We start from the raw sequence: 26,041 nt of genomic DNA, 5'->3' as shown, positions 1-26,041 counted from the left end.
TTTTGATCCAAAAGTAGTTCGGGATCTGTTCACATTGTAGTCGCTTTCTTGGATGGGAACAGCTTAATCGTAGCAATGGACAGGCCAGTTCAGCGTGATCTACGCTGCGCTGGCTTGTGCCATTATAGCAAGGACTCATGTATGGTTGATCATTATGAATGAAAGAAGGATATTGTCATGATTGAGCTTCATAACGTTACCAAAACTTACGCTAACGGCACCAAGGGCCTGGATAATATTAATCTGAAATTTGAGCAGGGTGAATTCATTGCTGTAGTGGGTCTGTCCGGTGCGGGTAAATCAACGCTCTTACGCTCCATTAACCGACTGCACGACATTAGTGAGGGCGAGATTCTGATTAACGGAAGTTCCATCACGAAGGCACAAGGCAAACGGCTACGCATGATCAGACGTGACATCGGCATGATTTTCCAGAGTTTCAATCTGGTAAAACGGTCCAGTGTACTACGTAACGTACTCGCTGGACGGGTTGGATATCATTCCACTATGCGCACCATTATGGGTCGTTTTCCAAAAGAGGATATTGAACTGGCATTCACTGCGCTGGATCGTGTGAATATTTCGGAGAAAGCTTATTCCCGTGCAGATCAGTTGTCTGGTGGACAACAACAGCGTGTGGCTATTGCCCGTGTACTGGCACAGGAAGCAAAAATCATTCTGGCCGACGAACCGGTTGCTTCACTTGACCCGCTTACAACAAAGCAGGTCATGGATGACCTGAAACGTATCAATCAAGACCTTGGGATTACGACCATCGTTAACCTTCACTTTATTGATCTGGCGAGAGAGTATGCGACCCGTATTGTCGGATTGAGAGCAGGCGAGGTCGTATTCGACGGTCCGGTGGAAGAGGCAACGGATGAGCGCTTTGCAGAAATATACGGCAGACCAATTCTGGCTGACGAATTGTTGGACAAGCAGGCTGTGCATGAGCAGGGAGAAGTTGTGGTATGAAGGGGCAGTCCAATGTTCCACTTCAGAATTCAGGCGGAGTAGGGAAGGAACCTGGTTCCAGCCCGGCTCAGGTTGTAAATCGCCCAAAACCGCCTGGGCGTACGAAACATTTGCTCACCTTAGTGATCATTCTGCTCCTTCTGTGGGCCAGTGCCAAACAGACGGATGCCAGCTTTACGGAGTTGTTTGAAGGTTTCCCCAACATGTTGGATCTGTTGAAGGAGATGTTCCCACCCCGGTGGAGTTACTTTGATAATATCGTGCAAGGCATGCTGGAAACGATCCGAATGGCCCTGATTGGGACAACCATTGGTGCGATTATTGCGATTCCGGTCTCGATCATCTGTGCCGGTAACCTGATGCCAAGTCGCTGGATCTACTATCCGGCGCGCTTTCTGTTGAACCTGATTCGGACCGTGCCGGATCTGTTGCTTGCTGCTTTGTTCGTTGCTGTGTTTGGTTTGGGGCCAATCCCCGGAATCTTGGCACTGGCTGTGTTCTCGATAGGTCTGATCGCGAAGCTGACGTATGAGACGCTGGAAACCATTGATCAGGGGCCACTGGAAGCGATGACGGCAGTTGGTATGAACCGGATTCAGCTCATTGTATATGGCGTGGTGCCGCAACTGGCTGCCCAGTTCACATCCTATGTGCTGTATGCCTTCGAAATTAATATACGTGCTGCTGCTATTCTGGGACTGGTGGGAGCCGGAGGGATTGGACTCTACTATGAGGCCACACTTGGGTTCCTGGAGTATGACAAGACCAGTGTAATCATTCTGTTTACCCTTGTCATTGTTCTGGTCATTGATTATGTAAGTACTAAGCTGCGGGAGAAATTGCTATGATGAAAAATGAAACAAGCCGCATCCGGCCTAAACCACGGAAGAACCCGCTACGCTGGGTCATTGTGTTACTGTTAATCCTTATGTATGCCTGGGCGCTTGCCGGTGTACCGTTTACTGGTTTCAAGGAAACTGCCGCTCAGATTATGAAAGCTATTGTAGCCGGGATTTTCTCACCGGACTGGGAGTTTGTATATTTGCCTGAGGGAGAAGACTTGCTGCGCGGACTGCTAGACACGTTGGCAATCTCCGTACTAGGTACTGTAATCTCGGCCGTGCTCTGTATCCCGTTTGCGTTCTGGTCTGCCCGTAACATGAGTGGGCATCGTTCCATCTCGGGTGCAGGTAAAATGGTACTCAGCTTTATTCGCACGTTCCCTGAGATTATCATGGCCTTGTTGTTCATCAAGGCAGTAGGCCCCGGATCGTTCGCAGGGGTACTCGCCCTTGGGTTGCACTCCATCGGCATGTTAGGCAAATTATACGCGGATGAAGTTGAAAATATCGACTACGGCCCATCCGAGGCGCTGCTTGCCTCCGGAGCCAATCGTATGCAGCAGTTGTGGTTTGCCATCCTGCCACAGGTTATGCCTGGCTTCCTGAACTATACATTGTATCGTTTTGAGATCAATGTACGTTCCGCGACTATACTGGGTGTAATTGGAGCAGGGGGGATTGGTACACCGCTGATTTTTGCGTTAAGTACTCGGAACTGGCCGCGAGTAGGTATAATCCTGCTGGGTATTATCGTGATGATCACGATTATTGACTTGATCTCGGGGTATATTCGTAAGAAGCTGGTGTAAGGGTTAATGTGGCGCTACGAATATACTAGATGATAAATTAAGATTAGTTGAGAGCGGAAGAAGAGAGGGCTATTCGGTGCCGGAATATTGGCAGGGATAGTCTTTTTTTGTGTCTGCAAATAAACAACGGTGCGTTCTTGTTGCTCTGTTAAGCGTTGAGGAATAAGAGGATTCCAAGAATATGTATAAAGATGATTGAATTATTTTCCAAATCCATGTAATATTAATAGGTTTCTATATAAAGGGAATTAAGGATATTAATCAATACTCCTCTTAGATATCCATATTAAGAAGTGAGTTTTCAAAAGGAAGGTGACTTATGGAATTATTTCAATATATATGGATTGGGTTTATGGTACTCCTATTGCTGTACAGAATGATCTTTCAGAAGTTTAAAAAAAATAACAGAGAAAATATTGGGCTCAGTGCAATCCTGATCATTTTCACGGGAAGCAGTTATACGTTTACACAGATGAACTTGATTTTTGTCATTAGTGTCATCGCCGTGGCCGTTTATTGTGCTGTATGGAACAGCATTCTATTTGTTAGAAATGGATATGAGCCGGAACGTTTGAAATGAATAAAAAAAACCGAAACCATGTTGCCCTGTGAATCAGGCAATGTTGGTTTCGGTTTTTTAGTTGCTTGGTTAAACGTTAGGCTTCTTAGCTGAGACTTAGCTAGCCAAAGGCAAAGCTTTAGTAACTTGAACCGTAATTGTCTCTGTGCTGGTTACGCCTGCAGCGTTGATCAGCTCAGCACGGTACGTATACGTTCCGTTAGCGCGACCCGATAATTCAGTTGTAGCATTTTGAGAAGCTGGTGTTGCCGCGTTCAACGCTTGTGTATCAATCAATACATCATTCTCGTAGAGACGGTATTCGGTTGCGTTTGTACCCCACCAGAGGTTCATGGATACGTTGTAGTTGCCGTCACCATCCCAGTTGTTTTGGGACAACGTAGCTTTGCCTGGAGCGGCATTGGTTACTTGTACCGTCAGCACGTCACTGCGTGTTGTGCCTTTGTCATTGGTCAGTTCGGCTACGTAGGTATACGTGCCGTTGGCTTTGCCTGTAATGGCGGTTTTGGAGGACTGAGCCGATGGTGAAGCCGCAGTCAACTTCTGCGTATCGATCAGAACGCCATTCTCATACAGTTTGTACTCAGAACCGTTTTCACCCCACCAGAGGTTCATGCTTACGTTGTACGAACCTTCGAACAGGCCAGTGGTATATCCATTATCAGAAGAAAGCACCGGTTTACCCGGTGCTCCTGCAGCTGGAGTGGAAGGCACTTCGCCGCCACCTTGCTCTTCAGCAGGTACAAAATCATTCAAACTTCTAGGTTTCAATTGATATACATCTTTGAAAATAGCGGAAACGCCTGTGATATCGATTTTGTCACCAGCAGCATAAGGGAAGGAAGTCTCCGTCACACCTGTACGGGTGTCTACACGGATGTGTGTGCTCGTTCCATCTGCTGCTACCGCGTCGAATTCAAAAGATCCAACTGGTGTAGCACTGATGATATTCTCAATCGTTACATTTTTCAATTGAACCAGTTGACCTTGGTTCGCATCTGTAATTGCAGTAACCTCGATTGGAGCAGGTACGGAAGCCGTACCTGTTTTCTCAATCGCAACGATATCGGTAAGCTCGAACTCGCTGTTATAGATGGTTGTTGCTGCTGTTACTTTCACCTTGTCACCAGCATGGAAGCCGCTAGTGTGCTGGAATACGTAGATTCCGGCAGTTTCATCTTGAAGATAGAAGGCTTGTCCACCAAATGCACCTGGCTCTGTCGTCACAACACCTTCGATGGTTACGGTAGTGCCAGCAGCTTTGGTGCGTGCTTCAGCAACTGTGATAGCTGCTGGAATCGGTCCTTCTTCTTCCGGAAGCTGTTCTGCTGGCACATTGCCAACAGTCACGGCATTGGTGATCAGGTTGCTGCCATTCAGACGCAGACGCAAGCTGGCAGCGCCAGTTGTACCTGGTTTGATCCGGACGTTCAGATCTTTGATCCCGCGACCTTGGCTGTCCGAGGTTACACTGAATGTGGAACTATAGCCGTACGAAGTTGGCCAAGTACCACTTTCATTCTGGATCATGGCGACCTGTGTTCCGCCAGTCAGATAGATACCGGCACTATAACCGGATACGGTTGTGTTTGGAGCCATATTCTCCACAACTACACGAATCTGGAAGTCTTCTGCATTCGGAAGAGTATCCTGTTTCACGAAGCTGTATGCAGCGTTCGCACTGGATGCAGGGCCACCGTAAGAACCAGCCTTGAACGTGGAACGATCGTACCACTTATATCCGGCAGCAGGTGCGGACCAAGGTTCAGCCTGTGGTTCTGTGGAAGCAGCCGGCTCTTCGAATGGCAACAGCGCTGTAGCTGTGTCCAGTTCAAGTCCGTTCACTTCAGTTAAGCTTGTGTAGTTCTCTTGTGTAGCGAGCCAGTTTACGGTGTTCACGAGCAACACGGCATCATCGGCTTCTTTAAAACCGTCATAAGTTGTTTTGCGTGTGCCTGTCTCTTCACGCAAGTATTTTGGTGATGCATCTTCTACTGGAGAGGAGTCACCGATGAAGGCAGCTTTACCTGCGCCCAGCTTGGATACAGCCACGTAAGGACCTTCTTCAATCCCGCCGCCGTTGTAGACACCTTGGTCTACCGCGTTATTCCATTTTGCGTTGGTTTTTGGCAGGTACACAATACCTTTTGCCTTTTCCGGATCGGTGATTGCAAGTGTTGAACCGGCGTGCATGGCTACAGCCGATACGCCTTCTGTGATGCCGAAGGCTTGATCTGCCGGTACAACGATATTGGCGTTGATATCGCCAAGTGCGTTATAGCGGAAACGTACGCCGAAGTTATCGGACAACCAGTCCGAGCCGGTTACATTTTGCATCGCTTCAGAATTACGCTCATCGGTGCTCATACCTTTGGCCGGATCTTCGAATGCTCCCCGACGATAGCCGTTGATGACTTCAGAGCCATCCCAGCGGTTTTTATTACGGTCTGCATTATAGTGATCTCCAACAAAGAAGATGCTGCCGCCCGTTTCAACATATTGTTTCAGTGCTGCTTGTTCGGATGTTTTGAAAGGAATTTGAGGCTCTGCAATAACGAATACGTTATACTCTTTCAGATCATCATAGGTAAATGGAGTTGTCTTGCGAAGTTCTTTGACATAGTAACCATCATTCGCGAGTGCATTCCCGAAGTCGGAGAAACCTCCATCAATGACCCAGTCTGCAGCTCCAGCCGTCTGGCCGTGAGAGTTGTCGAACAATACTTTTTTACCTGCATTTTGGTTCACAACCTTTGCCTGGATGAACGGTGCCGGGTCTGTCGGTCCTTCCGCATGAACCGATGCATCTCCGTTCCATAATCCGACCTGAAGCGGCAAAGCCATGGACAATGCCAGGAGTGATTTTAAAAATACTCCTCGCATACCTGTTAATTTACCCAACCAAATCCCTCCCAAATATTAGTTGATTCATGAGTTCGTCCATATTCTACCACATGAAAATCTCACATAGTCATAACAATTTGTAAAAATTAACTCGATATTTGTAAAATTGGGTCTTTTGACATATCCATAGGTATTTCGGTCCCGTCATAATCCATCCAATTCTGCGTACATATTGATTTTACGCAAATAAAAAGCCATCTCTTATGAGATGACTTTGGCCCGAATTCGATTGACGGCATGGAAGACAGAGGATTTAATCATGCCTTCACTGCGATTCACCAGCTCTGCCGTTTCCTTAATGGAGTATCCATGGATGAGGCGAAGTTCTAATATTTTACGATGTTCGGTGTTGTTGATATGGGAAACAAGATCATGAACACCTTCGCTAATTTCAAGGTGGGATGTATCGACGTGATGGGTAGGTACCTCCAGACGGCTGTCTCGTCTGAGTGTACGGGTCCGCCTGCGGAAGCTGTCCATCGCCAGGTTACGGGCAATGCGTTTGAGATAATAGAGAATGCGATCTTCAGGGATATCCACGGTAACGTTCATTAGTCGAATGAAACAATCCTGTGCCAAATCTTCTGCGTCTTGCGGTTGTTTGACGATATGGGATAGATACCTTGTGATTTCTGATTTATAGTTGATATAAGCATCATTAATTTGTGTGCTGTTCATATGATGTGAATCCCCCTTGGATACAGATCAGGCTTGGGTCCGGTCTGGTATGAGTCTCTTTATGATCCAAGTATATCGGGTGGTTGTTTCCAAAAGGTTCAGAGTTGTATCGGAGTTGTAACATTTCGTGCTTCCCTCTATTCAAGCATACCGCTTGGGATACAAAATAAAGGCAGATGAAGGAAATTCATAGAGCAGGGAGATTACGAAAGTATCATGAGACAAAAAGAGATTTTAATTATTGAGGACGAGGAGTCCATTCGCGATATTTTGTCCTATTCGTTACGTAAGGAAGGATTTGAGATCAAGGAAGCAGCTACGGGAAAAGAAGGTCTGGATCTGCTTCGGGATTCGAAGCCGGATCTGATCCTGCTGGATCTGATGCTGCCAGATATGAGCGGTTTTGATGTGTGCAGGCAACTATCTGTGAACTCCAAGATACCTGTCATCATGATCACTGCGAAGTCGGACATGTTGGACAAGGTACTTGGCATGGAGCTTGGGGCGGATGACTATATCACGAAGCCTTTTGATATCCGTGAGGTGGTTGCGCGCATTCGGGCGATTTTTCGCCGGATTGATCTGATCAGCGAGACACTGGAGAATCAGTCCTATGAGGTGGTAAGGCTAGGCAAGCATATTGAGATCCGCAAGGATGAACGGGAAGTGTGGAAAGACGGGGAACGGGCAGGACTCACGAATAAAGAATACGATCTGTTGTTATTTCTCGTGACCCATCATCGCAAGGTGCATACACGTTCTGAACTACTGGACAAGGTATGGGGATTTGATTTTGCAGGGGATACCCGAACGGTGGACATTCATGTACAACGGATTCGCAAGAAACTGGATAGTGGTGTGCAAGGCATTTCGATGATTGAAACGGTATTCGGTGTGGGGTACAAGCTGAATATTCAGGTACAGACATGAAGTGGACGATCCAGTTCAAAATGGTGGTGCTGTTCTCGGTCATTGTATTTATCGGATTCTCCGTCCTGTTGATTCTGTCCAATAAGGTAGCCCAGGAGAATATGTACCGGGAAGTGCATGAGGATATGGTGCAATCCAAAAGAAATCTGGACATCGCGCTGAATCAGTACTTTCTGATACATAACAAACGCATGAGCAGAGACTCGCTCGAAGCAGGGAGTCGCGAGCTCGCGGAGCAGATTGGATCAGCCGTTGGTGGGGAGATTATAGTATATCGCCCCGATGCTTCGCCATACGAATCTGTTGGCAGCGAGGTTAACGTTGCTAAGCGGTCTGACCATCCTGATGTGGAGGAAGCCGTACATTCCCGGATTGCTTACACCACAGTTGTGGATAAGGGTCGGGTCACAGCCAGTCTGTCCTTCCCTCTCCAGATGGATCAACAATTGATTGGAATCGTACAGATGAAGAAGGATTACACGGAATTGTTCAAACGCAACCTTCGTTTTCAAAATACAATCAAGTTTTTTGCAGCAGTTATTTTCGTATTTGTATTTATCGCATCCATCTTTATTTCCCGGAAAATTACACAACCCATCCGTGTACTGACAAAACGTTCTGCAGAAGTGGCCCAGGGAAGTCTGAATGCGGACATTCAGATTACAACCAAGGATGAGATCGGTGAACTGGCTTCAAGCTTCACCGTCATGATTGATCGGGTTCGGGAGCAGATTGATGTGATTGAGCGAGAGCGAGACGAAGTGAAGCAAGTACAGGCGAGAAGCAAAGTCTTTTTTGACAATGTGACACATGAATTGAAGACACCCTTAACGACGATTCTGGGATACGCCCAGATTTTACGGGATAACGGATTTACCGACCAGGACTTTTTTGACAAGGGCATGAATTATATCATCAAGGAAAGCCAGCGTCTCAACACGATGGTTGCGGATATTCTGGAGGTCTCGGTCTCCTCTGCGGTCATTCAGGCATACCGGTTCGAACGTATCGATATATCAGATATTATTCGCGAAGCTTGTGAGGACATGTCGATTAAGGCGAGCAAGTACAATATAGGCATTCACTATGAGCTGGAGGAACATCAGTATGTACAGGGAGATCGGGATAAGTTGAAAGAGGTCTTCCTCAACATCCTGGATAATTCGGTCAAGTACAGTGATGTGAACTCCATTATCGAAGTACAATCCTTCCGGTTAGGTGAGTCCATTGCTATTGTGATCCGTGATCAGGGGGAAGGAATCGGTGCTGAAGCGCTCCAGCATGTATTTGAACCCTTTTACCAGGATAAAGGAATTAACAGGGCCGAGAAAGGCAGTGCCGGGCTGGGGCTGTCTATTGTGAAGAACATCGTTGAGCGTCATGGAGGAACAGTGGAGATGAAGAGCATCATGCGGGAAGGGACACAAGTGAATATCAGTCTTCCGGGGGAAATGAACGCATGAGACATTCTGGATTTTGGCGTAAAAACCGTGATAGATTGATGCTGTCAGGGTTGTTGATCGCATTTGTCAGCGGAATTTTCGGGATTGGGAGCCTGTTCAGTCTTGGAAATCTCAAACCAAGAACGGTGATTTTGCCAAGTGAGCAATTCAACAGCCGTCTGGCGCCACCACCGAGCAGTACGATTCAGATCGAGTCGGCTACCAAGATTCCAAATGACTTTGCGATCTTTGATTTTGAAGTGGTAGACCGGAACACGATTATATTAAATCAGCCGGAATTTTCCTATTCAGGACTCAAGCTGTCTCTCCTGCATCTGGATGATAAGGAAGTGAAGAACATTGCGGCTAATACGGATTACGGCATAACGATCAGCCCAGACCACAAGAAGATCATTTACTCCCAGTATCGGTCAGGTCAGACGCAGAAGACAACGTATGAGTATATGATTCAGAGCGGGGAACGTCGCAAGCTTCCGAACGACAACTCGTATTATCGAGTGTTTGTAGGGAATGAATCCTACATCGGTCAGGATGATCTTTTATTTAAACAAGTCGATCTGAGCCAGGGGACGAGTCAAGTCATCTACACGTATGATGAGCTGATGGGCATGTTCACAGGACCAAAACAAGGGAAAGGTTCGAGTGATACGTTTATCGTTATGGATGTGTTGCAGGTCAGTGAGGATCACCAACAGTTTTATATACTGGTGATGCTGAAAGACAAGTATGCCATCTATCGTGTATCGCTTGAGGATGAGCATGAAGTGAAGGCGTATGCTGCAATGGAAGACATCCAACAGTACAAGTTGCTGAAAAATGGTGACATGCTCATCCAGGGAACGATGAATAAGGTTCAGGGGCTGTATCGGTATCACGCATCGGAGGAGCAGTATGATTTGGTATTACAAGGTTCCATCTGGAACTTCGAACTGGATGCAGATGAATCGCGAATCGCTTACTTTTATCCAATGGATATTCAGAATCAGAAAAATGAGTTGCATGTTGCCTACCTGAATGACAGCAAGATTTCGTCGGATACGGTGATCTATCGCAATATTGATAACTTCATCAGTCTGAAATGGAATGACGATGAATTATTTGCTGTAAGCAGCTCAGTGGATAAAAGTGAAATGTACCGCTTTAGTTTCAGAGCCTGGTAAGCTGCGGAAGGTATACGAATATAAGACCTTGGTCTGATGGAGCGATAGCTGCTCTGTGGACAAGGTCTTTTTTTGTTATGACATGTTACAAGTTGGATACAACTCGGGCCAGCCCGGATACATCTCCACCCTATAATGATAAGGGAATGTGCTACGCGAATCTATACATACAAGTTCAAAAAAACTGGTTTTCAGTACTGAGAAGATGGGATGAAGCTAGAAATGGAGTAGCAGAGCGTAGGGAAAACTACGTGAGCAACGGACATTTCGGCTGAATTCTATATTCGATGTTGATGATGTCATTAGACATCCTTCGTAATCAAAAGCGGGCTTTTTTGAACAACCTCTGTACATATTTAGCAAGTAGAAAGGAAGAAATGTAGTAATGCTTCAAGTTGAACAATTATCCCACTCGTTCCGCAATGGTCAGGGAACCGTGCCGGTGCTTCAGGATATCAACCTGACGATTGGAGAAGGCAAGATGGTAGCCCTGCTGGGCAGTTCTGGTTCGGGTAAATCCACACTGCTGAATCTGATGGCGGGGCTGATGAAACCGGATCAGGGCAAGATTCTAATTGCGGGACAAGATATTGTACGTTTCAGTGAGAATCGCCTGGCTGAGTTCAGGCGCAGTCATATCGGGTTTATTTTTCAATCCTATGAACTGCTGTCCAATCTTACGATCCGGGAAAATGTAGAATTACCCTTGGTGTTTATGGGGATAAGCCCTTCGAAACGCAAAGCAAAAGCATTGAAGCTGTTGGAACAGGTTGGATTGGGTGAAAAAACAAAGTTGTTCCCGTCCCAGTTGTCGGGCGGTCAACAACAACGTGTCAGTATTGCACGTTCGCTCATTACTGAACCCTCGGTGATCTTTGCAGATGAGCCTACCGGGAATCTGGATACCGAGACGGAGGAAGAGATTATTGCGATTTTGCAGCAGCTTAACCGGGATATGAATACAACCTTTGTCATTGTGACACATGAAGCAGAGGTCGCGGAGCAGATGCAAGTTGTGCTTACACTGCAACATGGAATATTGGTTGAAGAGGCTGTAAGGGAAGTTTGAGGCAAAAGGAGAGGAAATGTGAGAATACGGGATGTAGCACGTATGGCCTGGGGACAGATCATTCGCAGAAAAATGGTCACACTGTTGTGCATGATGGGGCTGTCCATCGGTTCTGCCGCCATGATCATTGCACTTAGCGTGGGGCAGTCCGTACAGACCTATAGCGAGAAAACATTGAACGACAATTACAAGATGGATGAAATCACGATTACGCCCAATGAAGGCATACGTACTGGGAACGGCAAGGGGAATGGTCAGACATCGAAGTTTGAACGGGGAGCATTGACGTTGGAAAAGATTCAGATTATCCAAAGACTACCCCATGTTGTTGCCGTGGCTCCCATGTTAAAGCTGGATTCGCTGGAAATGGTGCTTCCGGATGGTCGCAGCACGTATGTTGAGGTCATTGGTACCCAGCTGGAGACCCTGGGCGGGTTTGGATACAAGTATGCTGAGGGACGTGGGGCAGAGGATGGTCGTATGGCGGTAACCAGTTATGGGGCTGCATTTGGACTCGTGGACCCCAAAGTAACTCAGAAGTTATTCGAGCAGTTGAATGCTGATCCATATAACAATGAGCTTTTGGAGCAGTTTACGGAAATGTCTGCGAAGCAGGATCAGTTGGTGCAGCAGCGTATTCAGTTTCGATATGAAGATTATGCGAATGCGAGTAAAACCAAAATGAGTGGTTCTATACGCGTGTCTGGAGAACTGATGAAGCCTTCCAACATGGATGATATGAGCGCTCAAAACGATAAAAAAGTATATCTGCCGCTCGATACAGCTCGTGCATTGCAGGATGAGCTTGGATTACAGCAGGCCGACAGCAATACGGCCAAGCATCTTAACTCAGCTCTGGTCAAGGTTGAGGACAAACGTTATGTATCCCAGGTGGAAGAACAGATTAAAAAGCTGACTTTAAACACACAGAGTAATCTGTTCCAGGAGGAAGCGATGGCAGGTCAATTGGCGATGTACCAAAAAGCGGCATTGGGGATCGGTGGTTTTATCATGCTGCTGGCCTCATTATCCATTATTGTAGCGATGATTATGTCCACGCATCAGCGGCGTAAACAGATTGGTGTGATGAAGGTGCTGGGCGCAAATCTATGGCAGATCCGTCAGATGTTTATTACGGAAGCAGCGATGCTTGGATTAATGGGCGGCGTGGCTGGTGTGGGGATCGCCTTTGCTGCCCTCGGCGGGGTGAACAGTCTGCTGGCGAGTCAGATGGCAGATCAGATGAATGGTCCGATGACCGTCGTTATTCAGCAGTCGGCTCTGCCACTTGGCATCGTTTTTGCTGTTCTGGTTGGCATTGTATCAGGTATATATCCGGCAATCAGCGCATCTCGGACCAATGCATTAACTGTGATCAAATCAATGTAATTTTATCAGCGAAAGGGAAATTGGGCACATGAAGAAATGGATTAAAATCATCATCACCGTTGTACTTTTGGCAGGTGCAGGGTACTGGCTGTATGAAAATTACAAGCCAAAACCGGAGGCGCCTATAGAGATTCCACCCCCGATTACCTTTGATGTGACACAGGAAACGATGACGCAAACGATACAGGTGAAAGGGAAATCCGTATACACCGATCAGACGGATATCTTTGCTCCGTATGCTTCCAACATCAAGCAGTGGCATGTGAAAAGTGGTGAGCAGGTGAGCAAAGGTGATATCCTGTTTACCCTCGGTACTTCCACGTTACAAACGGAAGTAGAACAGTTGCAGAGTGATCTGGAGAAAGCTCAGCTGGAAAACAAGATGAATCAGGTTACCCTGGATCAGGCGAATATGAGTGAGTCCCTTGGCGTGACGGAAGAGGAGCGCAAGAAGGCATTTGCAGATCGGGAAGGTAAACGCCTGACGAATGAATTGAACCAAAAAGCATTGGTCCTCAAGGAGAAGGAGATACAGAAAAAGCAGGCAGTTATAAGTAAGTCTGTTGTGTATGCTTCCGCTTCCGGTATATTTCAGATGAATGAAGAGGATAGCAAGACACGTGCGGTGACGGAAGGACAGCTGATCGGGTCCATTACAAACATCAGCAAACTGAAATTCATGACGATTGTTGGTGAGGAAGAAATGTTCAGGCTCAAGGTGGGCATGCCAGTTAAGGTGCGAATGACAGCGCAGAAAGACCTGCAATTCACCGGGAAGGTGAGTAAGGTGTCCAAATTCGCCCGCAAGAGTACCGATACGGACCTCAAGCAAGCTTCACAGTTTGACGTGGTCATTGATCTGAAGCCGGATGCCAGAATGTATGGAGGCGTGAGTCTGGAAGGCGATATCGAGACGATGCGGAAGGATAAAGTGACGGTAGTGTCCAGTCTCGCGATCATGCGGGATGAGACCGAGCCTTACGTACTGTTAGACAAAGGCAATGGACAGACCGAGCCGCTGACGATCCAGGCTGGAATGGAATCGGGGGACAAGACGGAAGTGGTTAGTGGCTTGAAACCGGGAGACATTGTCGTTTTGCCTTAGATGTAGGAATATAAGAACAAGACATTATATGTAGTGACTAGCTAGACGAGAGGGTTAATTCGGCATTGTAAAACACGAGGTTCATTGTGGCAGATTGCCAGGATGGACCTCGTGTGTCTTTTGGAGCAAGGGATGTCCAGATTCCTGCCTGAATTATGGAAAAAAAATATAATTAAATTTATATAATTCAATTTACAGTAAAATTTACATGTCGTATAATCAGAACATAAGGAGGTGACACCGAACATCATGTTTGTAGATGGATAGGCGAAGACCTTTTTTTTAACCGTTTGAAGAAAGCGCTTACCCAATTTAGGATTCAGACATCCCATAAGTCATTGTTCACACTTCTTCATGTCTAACACACGTTCAACCACACCCACCATATTATACTCATTCACATGATTCGCCGCCCTCACACACCATTTGTTTGCTCCAGATTCCAGTGATACAACCATTTCTTTTGGAGGTGATACAACCAACTCATCCGAACGTTCTCTTCGTGCTAAGCATCATAATGACACAGAGGATCAGACATGAGTACAACCCAATCTAACTAAAGGAAAGGTGGAACTATGAAGACTAAATTGAAAACCAAATCGAGAGGTAAGAAGATCCTGCGCAAAGGTGTAAAACAAATGCTTGCAGCAACGCTGCTCGCTGCGGGGATTTTCCCTGGACTGTCTCCAGGCTTGACTCAGGCGGCTGAAGCACATGTGGATAATCCATTTGTAGGGGCAACCGCTTATCTGAACGAGGACTATTCAGCTCTCGTGGATACGTCCATTGCACTGACCAACGATGCGTCGTTGAAGGCCAAGATGGAGACCGTCAAATCGTATCCAACCGCAGTATGGGTTGACCGGATTGCTGCAATCTATGGCGGTACGGACAACGCTGGTCGCAAAAGTGTAGAGCAACATCTTGATGCCGTTCTCGCTCAAAAGAAACCGGGTACACCAATAACGGCTTCATTTGTTATTTACAATCTGCCCGGACGGGATTGTCATGCACTTGCATCGAATGGTGAGCTTCCACTAACACAGGCGGCACTGCAGACCTATAAAACGGATTATATTGATGTGCTCGCAGATATCTTCGCAGATCCGAAGTATCAGGATATTCGTATTATTGCTGTCATTGAACCGGACAGTCTGCCTAACCTTGTGACCAACCTGAGTACACCAGCTTGTGGGCAAGCCAGCTCAACAGGTATCTACGAGGCGGGTGTGAAGTATGCATTGGACAAGCTGCACGCCATTCCTAATGTGTACAACTATCTGGATATCGGCCACTCCGGTTGGCTTGGATGGGATAACAACCGTTCTGCAGCAGTCGCGCTGTATACAAGTGTTGTGCAAGGAACAGCCGCAGGTTTGAGCAGTGCAGATGGTTTCATTACAAATACAGCGAACACTACACCGCTGGGGGAGCCGAACCTCTCTAACCCTGATCTCAATATCGGTGGACAACCGATTAAATCTGCCAAGTTTTATGAGTGGAATCCTTATTTTGACGAAACCGATTTCACCGCTGCGCTGTATGCCGATTTCGTACAAGCTGGCTGGCCAAGCAGCACAGGTTTCCTGATTGATACTAGCCGGAATGGGTGGGGCGGGGTAGACCGTCCAGCATCTGCTACGGGCAGCAACATCAACGATTATGTGAATTCTGGACGTGTAGATCGCCGGGAGCATCGGGGGAACTGGTGTAATGCCAGTGGCGCAGGTATTGGTGAAGCACCTAAGGCTGCACCAGGACCAGCGCATCTGGATGCTTATGTATGGGTGAAACCTCCGGGTGAATCCGATGGCTCCAGCTCCGAAATTCCGAATAACGAAGGCAAAGGTTTCGACCGGATGTGTGATCCAACCTTCACAACTCGGGATGGTGTATTAACAGGTGCGTTGCCTAATGCTCCGGTATCGGGTCACTGGTTCCATGATCAATTCGTGGCACTGGTGAAAAACGCATTCCCTGTACTTCCTGCAAGTAACGGTGGAGGCAATCCTCCGGGTGGAACAACAGCTCCGGCAGCACCAGCAGCATTGACAGCTTCTGCCGGTAACGCTCAGGTCTCCTTGACGTGGACTGCTTCCACAGGGGCTACAAGTTATAGTGTGAAGCGGGCACTGAGTGCATCAGGTCCATTCACAACAGTTGCAGCTAATGTAAGTGGAACATCTTACAGCAACACCGGTCTGATCAATGGTACAACCTATTATTATGTGGTAACGGCAACAAATGCAGTAGGTGAAAGTGTTAACTCTGCAACAGCAACGGCTACACCTGTTGCAGGTGTAACGGCGCCAGCTGCACCGACTGCTCTCACAGCAACTGCAGGCAATGCACAGGTGAGCCTAACGTGGACCGCTTCTACAGGTGCAACAAGTTATGATGTGAAACGCGCGCTGAGTGCAACAGGTCCGTTCACAACGATCGCGGCGAATGTGAGTGGCACGTCCTACACCAACACTGCCCTGACGAACGGCACAACGTATCATTATGTGGTAAGTGCAGTGAATGCAGCAGGGCAAAGTGCCAATTCCGCTGTAGCTTCCGCGACACCTCAAAGTGTCGTTGTACCAACGAGTGATCTTGTCGTGCAATATCGTGCTGGAGATACCAATGCTCAAGATAGCCAGATCAAACCGTATTTCAACATCAAAAATCTGGGGAGTACTGCTGTGAATCTGAGTGATCTGAAGATCCGGTATTACTTCTCCAAAGAGGGCTCGGCTGCGATGGATTCTGCCATCGATTACGCTCAAGTTGGCGGAGCCAATATCCAGCGGACCTTCACAGACTCGTATGTGGAGCTGAGCTTCACATCTGCAGCTGGCAGCATTCAGGCTGGTGGACAGACTGGAGACATCCAGCTTCGCATGTACAAAACAGACTGGTCCAACTTTGACGAGACGAATGACTACTCTTTCGATCCAACGAAAACATCCTACCAGGATTGGAATAAGGTAACACTCCACCAAGGTGGAAACCTGGTATGGGGTATTGAGCCTTAAACTTTATTTGTAACTGACTTAACCGCAATCCTCTGTGTGTTAGAGGATTGCGGTTTTTTGCTATGCATTACAAGGAGTCATTCTAGATTGAAGTTCTTGATCAACTGAGAAACGTAGTGGAGGGGACGAAATCGATTCTGAAGAAGCGAAGCGTTCGCCTTTATCAACGGATTTTTCCCTTGGAAAGGGGATGGAAGAAAATCCGGGGATAACAGCGATCATAAGAACGATTCGTAACCGGAACGGATAACCCTCAGAGTTGCAAGTACTTATTTCCTAATGACTCCTAAAAACACTGATTATTAATCGTTTTGGACGGATATTTGCCTAGGGTCTGGCAGACAGGATGTCTATAATAGAACCCGATGGGCGGGATTCCCTCGCTCGGACTGAAAAGAGAATGGAAGGGGGACCGCACTCTGGTAGTCGGGCAAGCTGATTTCTCTTTTTTAATATTGTAAGCGTAATCATTTCGGGTTGAAACCTTCTTTCGAAGAAGGCCTCTATGAATTATCGAACGTCTAATCATCATCGATGTGTACAAGCGTTACCCATTCTGTCTCAAGGAGCGTGAAGGTGGATGAACTCAGAAACAACAGCGCCGGTACATAAGGGATCGGTGTCAGGTCGGCAATCCGGTCGCAAGAAGGCACGTATGCCACTTGCAGCCAAGGTGCTCTCTTCGGCACTCAGCGTAGCTTTGCTCATTGGAGGAACAGCTGGCGTTACGGGAGCGGAAGCTTCGAACGGTAATGGGGCGACGGAGGCTGGCCTGCAATCACATAAGGGGGGCAGTCACGTGAAAGAGATTCAACTGGAATATCTGGATCGGGGACTGGTGGCTGCATCGACATCTGAAGGTGTTTTTCTCAGTTGGAGATTGCTTGGTGACGAGGCCACAGGGTATAGCGACAAAGGGCTGACAGGTACGGACTTTAACGTCTATCGTGATGGCAAAAAGATCGCTACCGTCACCGACAGCACCAACTATGTAGATGCCGCGGGTAAATCGTCTTCCCGTTATGAAGTGGCAGCGGTGAACAAGAAGGGCAAGGAGAGCAAACGCAGTGCATCCGTCAAACCTTGGGCGAACGGCTATGTGGACATTCCACTGCAAAAACCCGCCGATGGCGTGACGCCTGCCGGAGAAGCTTATACGTATTCCGCCAATGACATGAGCGTGGGTGATGTGGATGGGGATGGCCAATATGAGTTTTTCGTCAAATGGGACCCTTCCAACGCCAAGGACGTATCGCAAAAAGGATACACAGGTAAAACCTACATTGATGCTTACACCTTGGACGGTCAGTTGTTGTACCGGATCGATCTTGGGGTCAATATCCGTGCAGGTGCTCATTATACACAGATGCTCGTTTACGATTTTGACGGAGATGGCAAGGCCGAGATGATGTTCAAGACCGCTCCGGGCACGAAGATTATCAAATATAACAAAAAAGGAAAAGTAACATCCGAGAAGTACATCACGCTTCCCAAGCAGGATCGCAAGGCAGGGTATTCGAACGAAGATGATTATCGCTTGAGTGCTGATGGTTACTACGATCATGTGGTGGATATGTTCAGGAACTGGCATAAGCACGACGAGGTTGTAAAGGGGAACTGGCCTGCAACATTAGAAGAAGCTTTTGGAATCGAGAAAAAATATAATTACCCATTATCTCAGCAGGATGCCGAGAGCTTGGCTGACTACTTCATTGATGTGTACGCGGTAGAACGCAGTAACCGAAATGAGCTGCGCAAGTTTGAAGGTTTTATCGTGGATGGACCGGAGTATGTTACGGTATTTGAAGGCAAATCAGGCAAAGAGCTGGAAACCATTCCATATGAACCTGAGCGTCATGATGATGGCCTGATGTGGGGCGATTATGCGATGGCACGGATTGAACCCGGGAATCGAGTGGACCGTTTCCTAGCCGGAGTGGCTTATCTGGACGGCAAGAAGCCGTCTGCAATCTTTGCACGCGGATACTACACACGTTCGACGATGGTTGCCTACAATTGGGACGGCAAGAAGCTGAAGAAGGAATGGAAAGTGGATAGCGGCTGGACACCGATGAAGAACCCATTCAATGACGGACCGCACGGCGTGGATGGTACAGATCCGCAGTATGGCTCCATTACAACTCAGGGAGCGCACTATTTCAGTGTGGCGGATGTGGATGGTGACGGCAAACAGGAGATTATCTATGGCTCCGCTACGATTGATCATGACGGCAGCGTGCTGTACAGCTCCACAGACCTGATGCCTGCCGAGAGTGCTGCACCGGGAACCATCGCCCGTCTGGGTCATGGGGACGCACTTCATGTGGCAGATATCGACCCGGATCGTCCGGGACTTGAAATTTTCATGGTTCACGAGGGTGGTCCGTGGGCGCCATACGGCTATTCCCTGCGTGATGCGAAGACCGGAGAAGTAATCTATGGTGGGTACACGGGGAAAGATACCGGTCGCGGCATGGTGGGTGATGTTGATCCGACTCGCCGTGGGCTGGAGACATGGGCTGTAGGTTTGTGGACAGCTAAGGGTGAGAAAATCAGTGATCAGATGCCGGGAACGAATATGAATATCCGTTGGTCTGCCGATATGTCGACACAGATCGTTGATGGTGCCATCGACGTCACACCTACAATCAAAGACTGGAATCGTGGCACGTTGCTGACGGCAACAGGCACATTGACTAACAATCACACCAAAGGTACACCTTCTCTTGTAGCTGATATCTTCGGGGATTGGCGGGAAGAGATGCTGGTGAGAACCACGGACAGTTCCGCGATTCGTATCTATCTGAGTACCGAGAAAACGGACCGCAAGTTGTACACGCTCATGCATGATGCGATGTATCGCGTGGGTATTGCCGGACAGAACAGTGGATACAACCAGCCTTCCTATCCGTCCTTCTACATGGCATCGGATATGGACTGGTCCAAAGTAACGCTACCTAAGTTCTACACGCCAGGTAAGGGCGGAAAGTAAGCAGACTGGATGAGCAATAGCAACATAACATGTGTTCATGATCAGGCTGTAACGTAACGCAGCGTCGTCAGTTTTAAGAGTTGGCATCAAAGCTTGGAAGCTCTGGAATCCCATTGTGTTTCGGCACATGGGGGGTTCAGAGCTTTTTTACATTGGAATCTGCGGGTAGAGCTTGGCTTTTTCCCAGCCATCCGTGTTACATCATTCTTTTACATCGTTGAAGTTTAGATGCTCGGTAGTATTTATCTAATTAAATAATACAATGAGGCTTTTAACCAAGACAGTTTATATCCACCCGACAGAATTGCTACAATGGAGAAAAGTGAGGATGATCGTTGCAGGAATGGGGGTATGGATATGAGCATCACAAAGCGCTGGACAGGAAGCCTGTATCAGGAGGCATTGCGAACAGAGGATTGCGGGCCGCGTTTCTACGCGTACTATTACAAGCAGTGGGACAACTATCGTATGTCCTATCACCATCATGATTCCACAGAGATCATGTATATTATTTCGGGAATGTGCCGGGTGGATGTGCAGATGCCGGATGGGGGCTCGGAGCAGGCTGTTTTGAAAAAAGGACAGTTCATTATGCTAGATGCAGGTGTCCCGCACCGTTTACTGGTGGAAGATGGCGTTCCTTGCCGGATGCTTAATGTGGAGTTTGCATTCTCAAACTCGCCTCCTGGACAGCTATCCATTCGCCAACTCGCGCTGGAAGAGGAAGAAGTCCACACTCTACTCACTAATGCTTCGCCATATCTGGTACTGCCTGACCCGGAAGAAGTGTATCACATTATGAAAAGTCTGGTGTTGGAACTCGACCAGCGCGGTCTGCAGGAGCAAGGAAGGTCGTCTTTACCGATAGGAGTTATTCCTACAGAGGAAAGGGCACAACATCGCGAAGCCCGGAATCTGTCGTCTCCTGAACAGGGTATGCTGGTGCGTACGCTGTTTATCCAGTTGCTGGTTCGTGTTGCACGTCTGCGCGGAGAAATGAGCCGGAGTGCGCCAGATCAGGCGGAACTGTACGTCAAACGAACCATTGAATTCATGCATCACAATATGGATCGCAACATTCAGATGAAGGATATTGCGGCAGCCGTCAATCTGCATCCAGGCTATTTACATCGTATTTTTCGTCAGCACACGCAGCGCACACCTACCGACTACCTGACGATGCTTCGCATGGAGAAGGCCAAGATGCTGCTTCAGCAGACGAATATTCCTATTTCGGAAATCTCCGACTATGTTGGAGTAGGCAGTCGTCAGTATTTTCATATGTTGTTCAAAAAATATACAGGTCGTACGCCGGTTGAATTTCGCTCCTCTATGGAACGACATGTCAGTCAGTACCCGTCCGATGAATGAGCCGATTGCAGTTATTTCGAATACAACTGGATTATTGGAGCTAGCGCGTAAAAGTTAGGATTTTTGACAACAAGATCTTGAACAGGTCATGATTTTGATAACGCTTCCCTATAAGCGGTTGGTACAATGATTTCATGAAGAGAGTCATTAACCGAAGCGAAAGATTCGGATTAAGGGAGGACATAGGGATGTCTTTTAAAGTGGCGTTTATCGGGGCAGGAAGTATCGGATTTACACGGGGATTGTTAAGGGATTTGCTCACGGTACCCGAGTTTAACAACATCGAGATTGCGTTCTGCGATATTAACCAGCACAATCTGGACATGGTGACTGAGCTGTGTCAGCGGGATATCCGTGAGAATGGATTGAATATTCAGATTCAGCCGACAACAGATCGTAAAGAAGCATTGAAAGATGCAAAGTATGTACTGTGTACGATTCGTGTTGGGGGACTGGAAGCATTTGCAACAGATGTAGATATTCCACTGAAATATGGGGTAGACCAATGTGTCGGCGATACGCTGTGTGCAGGCGGCATTATGTACGGACAACGGGGAATCGCCGAGATGCTGGACATCTGTAAGGATATTCGTGAACAGAGCGCACCCGACGTGCTGCTCTTGAACTATTCCAATCCGATGGCGATGCTGACATGGGCTTGCAACAAGTACGGTGGTGTACGGACGATCGGACTGTGTCATGGCGTACAGCATGGTCATCATCAGATTGCGGAAGCTTTTGGATTGAAAAAGAGTGAAGTGGATATTGTCTGTGCCGGCATCAACCATCAGACCTGGTATATTCAGGCTTCTCATGAAGGTAAAGACCTTACAGGTGACCTGCTCGAAGCCTTCGAGAAACATCCGGAGTATAGCCGTACTGAGAAAGTGCGGATCGATATGCTACGCCGGTTCGGATATTACAGTACAGAATCGAATGGTCATCTGAGTGAATATGTGCCGTGGTACCGCAAACGTCCGGAAGAGATTAACGAATGGATCGACCTCGGCAATTGGATTAACGGAGAGACAGGTGGGTATCTGCGGGTATGTACCGAGGGGCGCAACTGGTTCGAGACTGATTTTCCTAACTGGATGAAGGATGAACCGATGCAATTCATTCCGGAAAAACGGGGCGAGGAGCACGGTTCATATATTATCGAGGGACTGGAGACGGGACGTGTCTATCGTGGACATTTCAATACCGTTAACAATGGAGTAATCTCTAACCTGCCAGATGATGCTATTATTGAAGCACCGGGATATGTGGACCGCAACGGCATCTCCATGCCACATGTAGGCGATCTGCCACTTGGTCCGGCTGCGGTATGTAATGTGAGCATTTCCGTGCAACGCCTCGCGGTTGAAGCAGCGGTCAACGGAGATGACAAATTACTTCGTCAGGCGTTCATGATGGACCCGCTGGTGGGTGCCGTGTGTAATCCAAAAGAAATTTGGCAGATGGTCGACGAGATGCTCGTTGCACAGGCCGAGTGGTTGCCGCAGTACGGAGATGCGATTGCAGCTGCAGAAGCAAGACTTGCTGCAGGTGACTTGATTCCAACAAATGAATATGAAGGTGCAGCACGTCTGAAGGTGAAAACAGTGGAAGAGATGCAGCAGGATCGCGATGCCGCGAACAAAAACGCGGGGGAATCCGATAAAGGGAAAGATCGCGAGAAAGTGCAGCAATAGATAAAAATGCGTAAGGGCCTCTCCGAAATGGAGGGGCCCTGTTTGTTTCTATTTTTTTTCGACACCACGGATAACAAAGGCAAAAGAGGTATCACCCAAGGAAACCTGGGAATTTTGAGGGGAAGTCCAGCGGGCAAAGGCTCCATAATAATGAGTACCTTTTTCCTGCGCTAACTGGAATGAACCTTCTCGCAAAGAGTTGAGGGTGAGGCAGTTTTGTTTGTACCATGACTTGGAGTAGGATTACAGCCGGATAATATAAGCAAAGTTGAAAGAAATAACAATGGGGTCAATGTTCTTATCGGATTGAAGAATTTTATTTGCAAGAGAGGAATGTTGCTAGTGTTACTCTTGCGATGCATATTTACCATGTGATACATATTACCTTTACAGACATAGTAATATGTCTTATAGTATACACAGGACGAAAGAAAGTCGGTGAAACTCGTAGATGGATGTGCAAGTGATTAACAGTGATCTGATTCGGGGCAATATTGACCCCATCATTCTGAGTGTACTTATACCCGCAGATAACTATGGTTACAGCATTATTAAGGAGATCTATCGTAAGAGCGGAGAGCAGTTTGAATTGAAGGAACCTACGCTTTATTCCAGTTTGAAGAGGCTAGAGAAGAGTGGATATGTGGAGTCCTACTGGGGGGGAGAGACGCAGGGAGGACGACGCAAATATTACCGAATTACAACGCAAGGCCTTGAAGCCTATAGAGAGCAGGTTCATGCTTGGCAAGCAGCCAAGGCACTGATTGATTGCATGATTGTCACTGGAGAAAAAGGAGATGAAGACCTATGAGATTGGATGCTCGCATCACCCGTCATGTGAATCGTTTGTTCGCTCACGCACAAGATACATTAGACAATCGAGAATTAAAAGAAGAGATTCACAGCAATCTCGCTGCGCGGATTGACGATTATATCTCGCAGGGTATGAGTGAAGAGAAGGCGTTCCAGACCGCCATTCAGCATATCGCTGGTATGGATGAAGTGATGAGTGACCATCGAAGGGTACAACGTGTTCCTTACTGGACAGCGTTGTTGCAGTCTGCTCTGATTTATAGCCTCATAGCCTGGATCATTACCATTCCAATGAGAGTGCTGATGCAAGGCTCCGCCATAAACAATCTGCTTATGATCGTGAGTCTCATTGTTGGTGGCACATATGTATTGTATCTGTTGATCAACAAGTCGAACGATTCTGCAACTTCCGTGAAAACAACGGTTATTCGAATCCCTGCCTTAGTGCAGTGGAATCGCAGGATATGGTGGTTGTGGGCAGCATTAATACTCGTACTATGGGGAACGCAGGCAGCGTTGCGATTCGGAAGCAACATCTGGTTTAATCGACCCATTCAGGTGGATGGACCCTATCAGTTTGCTGTGATCGTCATTGCCTTTGCCATCCCATTACTGAGTGTCATTATTCCTTTGGTTGTGCATCGGGCGTATCGGATTGTTAGTAAGTATGAAGTGAGTGATGCGTTATGAGAATTAGAAACATATGGATTATAACACTTGTTGTGTTGGGCATCAGTGGCTTAGTGATTGTTGAGGGCTTCGTTAATCCGAAGATCGAGGCGAAACAGGCTCGGTACGAGGAAGAGCAGCAGAATCCGCTGACACATGATTTTGCCGCTTTAGCCAAATATCGCAGTCCCTACATGGGTGATAATTCAAACCTTAGTCATCTGAATCAGGCTTTACCTTTACGTGAAAGATTGAATGGTTACCAACTGTATCCGGAGACCTTCACGGTCCAAGTGAATTATAGCTTGGATACGCGTGAGATGGATACAGAGGAACTTGAGCGGATACTTGTATATAATGCGGTTGCGAACTTCGTTATGATCGATAATCTGGAGCAGATCGTCTACCAGTTTGAGAATACCAGCCATACCTTACGTCGTGAATCTGCCCAACAATGGACAGGTACGGAATTAAAGGAACTTCAGAACCCGGAGCTATGGAATTCGACTGTACGCGAGAAGCTGGTAGAACCGGCACAAGTGAAAGAGGCTTTTTCACAGATTGTTGACAATTAAACTGCATGAAATAGAAGGAAATAGGCAAGAGACTCGACTCTTCTCCCATGCTATGTTATTATAAATCTCTGATAACGTGGTAACGAACTAAAGCGTTTGGGTTTTGGTTATAGACATGGAGGGGTTCGAGAGATGAGAAAAAAAGCGATTCTACTATTATTCATTAGCATATGTGTATTGATTGTGGCTGGTTGTTCCAGTTCCGCAAGCAAAGACGATAACACGATTGTTGTAGGAATTGATGACAAGTTTGCTCCAATGGGTTTCCGGGACGAGCAAAATGAAATTGTTGGTTTTGATATTGATTACGCAAGAGCTGCAGCGGAGAAAATGGGTAAAGAAATCACATTCCAGCCGATCGACTGGTCTTCCAAAGAGTCAGAGCTGAACAGTGGCCGGATCGACATGATCTGGAACGGGTACACCATTACGGATGAGCGTAAAGAGAAAGTACTCTTCACGAAGCCGTATCTGGAAAACAGTCAAGTAGCTATTACCTTGGCAGACTCGCCAATCACAAAGCTGGATGAACTTGATGGTAAAAATGTGGGATTGCAGGCGCTGTCCTCCGCGGCAGATGCACTGGCAGCAAGTCCTTTGAAGGATAAAGTGAAAGCTTCCGAATTTAAGGATAACGTGCTTGCACTAACGGATCTGAAGACAAAACGTCTGGATGCGGTCATCATTGATGAAGTGGTAGCGAGATACTACATGTCCAAAGAAGAGGGAACATTCAAACTGCTGGATGAATCTCTTGCACCGGAACAATATGGCATTGGTATCAAAAAAGGCAATGAAGAGCTTCTGAATCAGCTGCAAAAAGCGTTGGATGAGCTGAATGCAGACGGAACAGCTGCTAAAATCTCCACCCAATGGTTGGGTGAAGATAAGGTTCTGAAATAGGCAGGTTACACACCTGTTATATAGTTAGAAACAAAACGGACCCCGTATTCCATGCTGGAGCGATTTATGCCCCAGAGGAATGCGGGGTTAACAGATTAGA

At 47.3% G+C, this 26,041-nt stretch carries 20 protein-coding genes; 18 read left to right on the top strand and 2 right to left on the bottom strand.

What is annotated here, in order from left to right:
* Positions 1-177 precede the first annotated feature (177 nt).
* From phnC to C161_RS20950, 4 genes are all read left to right on the top strand, one after another.
* Positions 178-975, top strand: coding sequence for a phosphonate ABC transporter ATP-binding protein (gene phnC / locus C161_RS20965; RefSeq protein WP_036606306.1), 798 nt, complete (start codon positions 178-180; stop codon positions 973-975).
* The gene (gene phnE / locus C161_RS20960) at positions 972-1,823 is read left to right on the top strand and encodes a phosphonate ABC transporter, permease protein PhnE (protein ID WP_036672541.1); all 852 of its coding nucleotides are present in this window, start codon (positions 972-974) and stop codon (positions 1,821-1,823) included. Before phnC ends, phnE (C161_RS20960) begins: the two co-directional genes overlap by 4 nt.
* Positions 1,820-2,626: a phosphonate ABC transporter, permease protein PhnE gene (gene phnE, locus C161_RS20955; RefSeq protein WP_101314703.1), complete on the top strand. Its 807-nt coding sequence runs from the start codon at positions 1,820-1,822 to the stop codon at positions 2,624-2,626. The genes phnE (C161_RS20960) and phnE (C161_RS20955) overlap by 4 nt, the downstream gene beginning before the upstream one ends.
* 319 nt (positions 2,627-2,945) lie before the next feature.
* Positions 2,946-3,206 (top strand): hypothetical protein, encoded by a 261-nt coding sequence (locus C161_RS20950; protein ID WP_036672539.1) that lies wholly within the window; start codon positions 2,946-2,948, stop codon positions 3,204-3,206.
* Between the two features lie 96 nt (positions 3,207-3,302).
* On the opposite strand, the gene C161_RS20945 is transcribed toward C161_RS20950, so the two are convergent.
* Entirely contained in the window at positions 3,303-6,089 is a 2,787-nt protein-coding gene (locus tag C161_RS20945) for a DUF5689 domain-containing protein (protein ID WP_051449864.1), read from the bottom strand.
* A 222-nt stretch (positions 6,090-6,311) separates the two neighbouring features.
* Positions 6,312-6,788 (bottom strand): RNA polymerase sigma factor, encoded by a 477-nt coding sequence (locus C161_RS20940; RefSeq protein WP_036606312.1) that lies wholly within the window; start codon positions 6,786-6,788, stop codon positions 6,312-6,314.
* Between the two features lie 216 nt (positions 6,789-7,004).
* Between C161_RS20940 and C161_RS20935 the strand changes: the two genes are divergently transcribed.
* From C161_RS20935 to C161_RS20870, 14 genes are all read left to right on the top strand, one after another.
* Positions 7,005-7,718, top strand: a complete 714-nt coding sequence (locus tag C161_RS20935; protein ID WP_036606313.1) for a response regulator transcription factor — start codon at positions 7,005-7,007, stop codon at positions 7,716-7,718.
* On the top strand, positions 7,715-9,181 hold the full coding sequence (locus C161_RS20930) for a sensor histidine kinase (protein WP_036672537.1): 1,467 nt from the start codon (positions 7,715-7,717) through the stop codon (positions 9,179-9,181). The genes C161_RS20935 and C161_RS20930 overlap by 4 nt, the downstream gene beginning before the upstream one ends.
* On the top strand, positions 9,178-10,341 hold the full coding sequence (locus C161_RS20925; RefSeq protein WP_036672536.1) for a hypothetical protein: 1,164 nt from the start codon (positions 9,178-9,180) through the stop codon (positions 10,339-10,341). Before C161_RS20930 ends, C161_RS20925 begins: the two co-directional genes overlap by 4 nt.
* A 385-nt stretch (positions 10,342-10,726) precedes the next feature.
* The gene (locus C161_RS20920; RefSeq protein WP_036606319.1) at positions 10,727-11,410 is read left to right on the top strand and encodes an ABC transporter ATP-binding protein; all 684 of its coding nucleotides are present in this window, start codon (positions 10,727-10,729) and stop codon (positions 11,408-11,410) included.
* A gap of 18 nt (positions 11,411-11,428) precedes the next feature.
* Positions 11,429-12,799 (top strand): ABC transporter permease, encoded by a 1,371-nt coding sequence (locus tag C161_RS20915; RefSeq protein ID WP_156946143.1) that lies wholly within the window; start codon positions 11,429-11,431, stop codon positions 12,797-12,799.
* A 28-nt stretch (positions 12,800-12,827) separates the two neighbouring features.
* Positions 12,828-13,904: an efflux RND transporter periplasmic adaptor subunit gene (locus C161_RS20910; protein WP_036672535.1), complete on the top strand. Its 1,077-nt coding sequence runs from the start codon at positions 12,828-12,830 to the stop codon at positions 13,902-13,904.
* 575 nt (positions 13,905-14,479) lie between these two features.
* The gene (locus C161_RS20905; protein ID WP_200869431.1) at positions 14,480-16,924 is read left to right on the top strand and encodes a glycoside hydrolase family 6 protein; all 2,445 of its coding nucleotides are present in this window, start codon (positions 14,480-14,482) and stop codon (positions 16,922-16,924) included.
* 655 nt (positions 16,925-17,579) lie between these two features.
* A complete protein-coding gene (locus tag C161_RS20900; RefSeq protein ID WP_036672699.1) occupies positions 17,580-19,916 on the top strand; it encodes a rhamnogalacturonan lyase in 2,337 nt (778 codons plus the stop codon).
* Positions 19,917-20,273: 357 nt separating this feature from the next.
* Positions 20,274-21,287: an AraC family transcriptional regulator gene (locus C161_RS20895; RefSeq protein WP_036672533.1), complete on the top strand. Its 1,014-nt coding sequence runs from the start codon at positions 20,274-20,276 to the stop codon at positions 21,285-21,287.
* Between the two features lie 188 nt (positions 21,288-21,475).
* Positions 21,476-22,981: an alpha-glucosidase/alpha-galactosidase gene (locus C161_RS20890; RefSeq protein WP_036672531.1), complete on the top strand. Its 1,506-nt coding sequence runs from the start codon at positions 21,476-21,478 to the stop codon at positions 22,979-22,981.
* 451 nt (positions 22,982-23,432) lie between these two features.
* Positions 23,433-23,792, top strand: a complete 360-nt coding sequence (locus C161_RS20885) for a PadR family transcriptional regulator (protein WP_036672526.1) — start codon at positions 23,433-23,435, stop codon at positions 23,790-23,792.
* On the top strand, positions 23,789-24,484 hold the full coding sequence (locus C161_RS20880; RefSeq protein WP_036672524.1) for a permease prefix domain 1-containing protein: 696 nt from the start codon (positions 23,789-23,791) through the stop codon (positions 24,482-24,484). Before C161_RS20885 ends, C161_RS20880 begins: the two co-directional genes overlap by 4 nt.
* Positions 24,481-25,038: a DUF4825 domain-containing protein gene (locus tag C161_RS20875; RefSeq protein ID WP_036672522.1), complete on the top strand. Its 558-nt coding sequence runs from the start codon at positions 24,481-24,483 to the stop codon at positions 25,036-25,038. The genes C161_RS20880 and C161_RS20875 overlap by 4 nt, the downstream gene beginning before the upstream one ends.
* A 132-nt stretch (positions 25,039-25,170) precedes the next feature.
* Positions 25,171-25,941 (top strand): amino acid ABC transporter substrate-binding protein, encoded by a 771-nt coding sequence (locus C161_RS20870; RefSeq protein WP_036672520.1) that lies wholly within the window; start codon positions 25,171-25,173, stop codon positions 25,939-25,941.
* Positions 25,942-26,041 lie beyond the last annotated feature (100 nt).

The sequence above is a fragment of the Paenibacillus sp. FSL R5-192 genome, from assembly GCF_000517845.1.
Lineage (GTDB): Bacteria > Bacillota > Bacilli > Paenibacillales > Paenibacillaceae > Paenibacillus > Paenibacillus amylolyticus.
This window is presented reverse-complemented; position numbering and strand designations above follow the sequence as displayed.